Source organism: Pontibacter sp. HJ8, from assembly GCF_054824225.1.
In genome coordinates this window covers 1-4,310 of sequence record NZ_JSYF01000303.1, presented here as the reverse complement: position 1 = coordinate 4,310, position 4,310 = coordinate 1, and the positions used below count along the sequence as shown (strand labels likewise).

The following is a 4,310-nucleotide window of genomic DNA, read 5'->3' as shown; positions in this document are numbered from 1 at the left end:
GACAAGGCGACCGAAAACAAAACAGATCATACGCACCTGCAGACTCCTGCTTCCAGCGCGGCAGAGACCTCCGATACGACGATTCTCCCCACTGACGAAGAGCTGCAGCACTTTACCCCGGACACTGCCGGCCTGATGCCGGAGCCGCAGACGCCGGCCAAACTCCTGATTGCCGGCCGTTTTCACAAGCAGGAAGTATGGCAGGGAGTTGAATCAAAACAGTGGATGGGCCTGGTATACGAAGACAGTACCTTTCAGCTGCGCCCTACCCAACTGCAGGTAACACCTTTCTTTGATCCAATTCTGGACCGGAAAGCTGCCCGGCTGCTATCTGGCCGCGAAATCAGCAGTACTGATTCGAACACGCTGGTGTTCCTGACGGGTATTGATCAGCTGAAGGCCGGCGCAGTGGACACCATGGGCTTCGCAACCGCGGTTGTGCTGCCCAATACGTCCCTCCATATGACATACAAAGGGAAAGCCTATATCTTGATGGCGACAGGAGACAGTGTTCAGGAGGAAAGTTCTGAGTCGTATTCGCTGCAGAACTATAGCTGGAAGATAAGCGGGCTCAAGAACGGAAAAAAGATAACGCAGGAACTGGCCAGCGATGAAAACTTCGAAAGTGCCATCTATGTGCTGCTGTGGGCCGGCGATCTGGACCGGGACGGTATACCGGACCTGCTGACGGACCTCTCCAACCACTACAATGCCTCTCAAATCACCCTCTTTCTTTCTTCGAAGGCAGATAAAGGAAAGCTCTATAAAAAAGCGGCTACTTTCAGAACCGAAGCCTACCCCATACATCCTGCCACGGATACGCTGTAAATTCCCTCTTTTTAACACAACCCTCTGCTTCCACTCTATTTATAACCTTAACTATTTGCCGGCGTTTAATACCTGAATATTCTGAAACAGGTATATCGCAATGAAAAAGCATAATCAGGAGTTAGAGATTGACGAGGATAGTGCCTTCGCAAAGAGTACCTGGACTGCCGAACGTGTCGCCTGGGTGCTGATAGGAGTCCTGCTGCTGGCCGTACTGCTGGGCTTTACCGGCAATGGCGGCGTTACTGGTATAAACAAGCGCACAGCCGGCAGCCAGGCAACAGGTATAGCGGTGGAATACGACCGCTACCTTAGACGCGAGGCGCCTTCCGAAATAAAAGTAATACTATCCGGCACTTCTTCCGAAGCAACAAAGGAACTGCAATTCAACCAGGACTTCTACGATCAGGTGCATGTGGAGCAGGTTATACCTGAACCCACCGAAGTGTCAACCCATGAAAACGGCATCACCTATAAATTTGCCGGGACAGCTCCTATCATGCCTATTATATTTTATCTGCAGCCCAAGCACATGGGTACACATGAAATTCATGTTCAGGCCGGTAAAAGCAGTGTATCTTTTTCTCAATTTGTTTATCCTTAATCTCTTCCTATGGAAACTGTTATCAGGGGGCTGGGAACCTACATATTTCTTCTGATCATCTTCCGCATCAGCGGCAAAAGGACCTTGTACGAAGCCACGGTCTTTGATTTCGTGCTGCTGTTGATCATTGCCGAAACCGTTGATAGCGCCCTGCTGGGCAAAGATGAATCCATCACGAACACCCTCATCCTGATCCTGACGCTGCTCTTTACTGACATTGTCTTCTCGCTGCTCAAACAGCGCTTCGGTGGGTTTGGAAAAGTGGTAGACGGCGTACCGATCATCTTGCTGGACAACGGGCAACTGTTGCATGAACGCCTCCGGAAAGTGCGTGTCGATGAAAGTGATATTCTGCAGTCGGCCCGGGAATTGCAGGGGCTGCAGCGGCTCGACCAGATCAAGTATGCGATCCTGGAAAAAGATGGTAAAATTACCATCATCCCGAAAAAAGAGGAATAAAAAGCAGCAACAGGTATAGGTCTTGCGGCTGCTCCGTTTGTTGGCAGGTACTGACTATGCGATTATTTTTACCGGCTTGTCGTAGAACCTGCGTTTCAGCCAGAAAGCTACGTTGACCAGTAGTATCAGGGCCGGCACCTCTACCAGAGGCCCTACCACACCGGCAAAAGCCTGCCCGGAGCTTAGGCCGAATACCCCAATCGACACGGCAATGGCCAGCTCAAAGTTATTACCGGCCGCTGTAAAAGCGATGGCAGTATTTTGGGAATAATCGGCCCCCACATATTTGCCCGCAAAAAAACTGATCAGGAACATGATGGCAAAGTAGATCACCAGCGGCACCGCGATCAGCAGCACATCCAGCGGGATCGCTACAATAGTGTTGCCCTTGAGACTGAACATAACCATGATCGTGAACAGCAGCGCTATCAGTGTGATGGGGCTGATAGCAGGTATAAACTTATCCTGATACCATGCATCTCCTTTGAGGCGGCGCAGCACCAGCCGTGACAGGAAACCCGCCAGGAATGGTATACCCAGATAAATAGCTACACTCTCAGCCACAGCTGCCATGCTGATCTGTACCACTTCTCCTTTGATGCCAAAGAAGGGAGGCAGCACGGTGATGAACACATAGGCAAACAAACTGTAGAACAGCACCTGGAAGATACTGTTGAAGGCCACCAAACCGGCAGCATACTCTCGGTCTCCTTCTGCCAGTTCGTTCCATACCATCACCATGGCAATGCAGCGGGCCAGGCCAATCATGATCAGGCCCACCATATATTCCGGGTAATCGTGCAGGAACAGGACAGCCAGCAGAAACATCAGCACCGGACCTACCAACCAGTTGAGCACCAGCGAGACCGCCAACACTTTTAGGTTGCGGAACACTTTTCCAAGCTGCTCATAGCGCACCTTTGCCAGGGGCGGATACATCATCAGGATCAGGCCAATCGCAATCGGGATATTGGTCGTGCCACTTTGGAAGGAGTTGATAAAACGTTCTGCTGCCGGTACAGCATATCCCAGCGCCACGCCCGCACCCATCGCCAGGAAAATCCAGAGGGTCAAGTAGCGGTCCAGAAAAGACAGCTGCTTCCGTTTGATGGTTGGATTACAGGTATGGCGCATGAAAGGAGTTTAAGAGTTTGAGAGTTTAGGAGGTAAGAGTTAGAAAGTTAAGAAGTTAGGAAGGTATAGGTCGCGGCTTGCCCGAATCATGCACCTAACAATTAACAATTTAACCATTTAGCAATTCAACAATTAACAATTAACAATCAATAAGCTTTGCGGAGCATGTCTGCAAATTCATCCGGCAGCGGGCTGGCCTCTACCGCTTGTGCCGCTTTCTCGACATCATACGCCACCCGTACAAATTCTACCTGCATACTTGCGGCATCAGCCGTATGGCTCTTCTCGTCCAGTGTCAGGAGTACGTAGCAGGCGCGCGGGTCGCCGTCCTTTGGTTTGCCCACAGAGCCCAGGTTAATGGCATGCCGGTAGCGTAATTGACCGGCAACCGCATAAGGCACTTGCCGGTGATAGGGCTTGTGCGTATGGCCGAAGAGCATGACATCGGCCTGTGCCTCCTCGAGCAGGCGCTGCAGGCTTTTCTCCGGGCGGTCTTCAAAAAGGTACTCATTTATCTTGCGAGGGCTGCCGTGTACCATGAGGATGCGTAGCTTCTCTCCTTCCTGCACTTCGAAATCGAGGCGCATGTGGCGCGGCAGCAGGCGCAGGTAGCGGCGGTTCTCGTCGGTGATGATCCTGTTGGTATATGCGATGGATTGGTTGCCGCGCTCCCTGTCATCTTCGGTTTTATAGGCACAGCCACAGTCGCCGCTATGCAAACCTACTCCTTCGTCGTAGTTGCCGGCCAGTGTGGGGATGTGCCGGCGCCGGATGGTTTCCACCACCTCATTCGCCCAGACATTGTACCCCACCAGATCGCCCAGACAATAGACAAAGTCCGGCTGCTTTTGGTCCATGTCCTGCAGCACTGCCTCCAGAGCTGGTAAATTGGCGTGAATGTCGCTGAAAAAAGCTATGCGCATAGGTCTATCGATAAGGTATAGGAGAGCTTAGCAGTCACAATCGTAGCTGGAAGCGATGTGCTGGAAGAACTGGTTCATAAGCGATTTTGCTTTGGCAAACTGCTCCTTGTCGATGCAGTAGCAAACGGTCAGGCCATCAATTGTTCCTTTGATGAGTCCGGCGCTCTTGAGTTCCTGCAGGTGCTGCGAAACGGTGGTGCGGCTCAGCGGCAATTCCTGGGCTATGTCGCCGGAAATACAGCTTTGCGTTTGTGCCAGGTGCTGCAGGATCGCAATGCGGGCCGGATGCGACAAAACCTTTGCCAGCCGTGCCAGTTCCTGCTGCTCTTCTTCAAATGCCGTTGCTTTGGTATAAGTCATTT

General features: G+C 51.8%; 6 protein-coding genes. 3 read left to right on the top strand and 3 right to left on the bottom strand.

Going from position 1 to position 4,310, the window contains the following annotated elements; translation table 11 throughout:
* The 3 genes from OB13_RS13715 to OB13_RS13705 form a co-directional block, all read left to right on the top strand.
* Positions 1 to 828 (top strand): hypothetical protein (locus tag OB13_RS13715; RefSeq protein ID WP_461490735.1); only part of this gene is annotated, 828 nt, incomplete at its 5' end.
* Positions 829 to 928: 100 nt separating this feature from the next.
* Positions 929 to 1,432 carry a hypothetical protein gene (locus OB13_RS13710; RefSeq protein WP_461490734.1) on the top strand — a complete coding sequence of 168 codons (504 nt, stop codon included), beginning with the start codon at positions 929 to 931 and terminating at the stop codon, positions 1,430 to 1,432.
* Positions 1,433 to 1,441: 9 nt separating this feature from the next.
* Positions 1,442 to 1,891: a DUF421 domain-containing protein gene (locus OB13_RS13705; protein ID WP_461490733.1), complete on the top strand. Its 450-nt coding sequence runs from the start codon at positions 1,442 to 1,444 to the stop codon at positions 1,889 to 1,891.
* Between the two features lie 54 nt (positions 1,892 to 1,945).
* Here OB13_RS13705 and arsB read toward each other — a convergent pair whose 3' ends face one another.
* The 3 genes from arsB to OB13_RS13690 all read right to left on the bottom strand — a co-directional run.
* Positions 1,946 to 3,025: an ACR3 family arsenite efflux transporter gene (gene arsB / locus OB13_RS13700; RefSeq protein ID WP_461490732.1), complete on the bottom strand. Its 1,080-nt coding sequence runs from the start codon at positions 3,023 to 3,025 to the stop codon at positions 1,946 to 1,948.
* A gap of 146 nt (positions 3,026 to 3,171) precedes the next feature.
* The gene (locus OB13_RS13695; protein ID WP_461490731.1) at positions 3,172 to 3,948 is read right to left on the bottom strand and encodes a metallophosphoesterase family protein; all 777 of its coding nucleotides are present in this window, start codon (positions 3,946 to 3,948) and stop codon (positions 3,172 to 3,174) included.
* Between the two features lie 27 nt (positions 3,949 to 3,975).
* Positions 3,976 to 4,310 (bottom strand): ArsR/SmtB family transcription factor (locus OB13_RS13690; protein WP_461490730.1); only part of this gene is annotated, 335 nt, incomplete at its 5' end.